The organism is Paenibacillus agaridevorans, from assembly GCF_003112455.1.
Lineage (GTDB): Bacteria > Bacillota > Bacilli > Paenibacillales > Paenibacillaceae > Pristimantibacillus > Pristimantibacillus agaridevorans.
Map to the genome: position 1 here is coordinate 1 of NZ_BDQX01000061.1, position 358 is coordinate 358.

The 358-nt window shown below is 57.0% G+C and carries 1 rRNA gene; it reads right to left on the reverse strand.

The window, feature by feature from the left end:
- A 16S ribosomal RNA gene (locus PAT3040_RS07140) occupies window positions 1–358 on the reverse strand; the annotation flags it as partial.

Below are 358 nucleotides of genomic sequence, written 5' to 3' on the forward strand. Positions count from 1 at the left end.
CCTTGGGAGCAGTTACTCTCCCAAGCGTTCTTCCCTGGCAACAGAGCTTTACGATCCGAAAACCTTCATCACTCACGCGGCGTTGCTCCGTCAGGCTTTCGCCCATTGCGGAAGATTCCCTACTGCTGCCTCCCGTAGGAGTCTGGGCCGTGTCTCAGTCCCAGTGTGGCCGATCACCCTCTCAGGTCGGCTACGCATCGTCGCCTTGGTGAGCCGTTACCTCACCAACTAGCTAATGCGCCGCAGGTCCATCCAACAGTGACAGATTGCTCCGTCTTTCCCGATTTCCCCATGCGAGGATATCGCGTATCCGGTATTAGCATTCGTTTCCGAATGTTATCCCGGTCTGTCGGGCAGG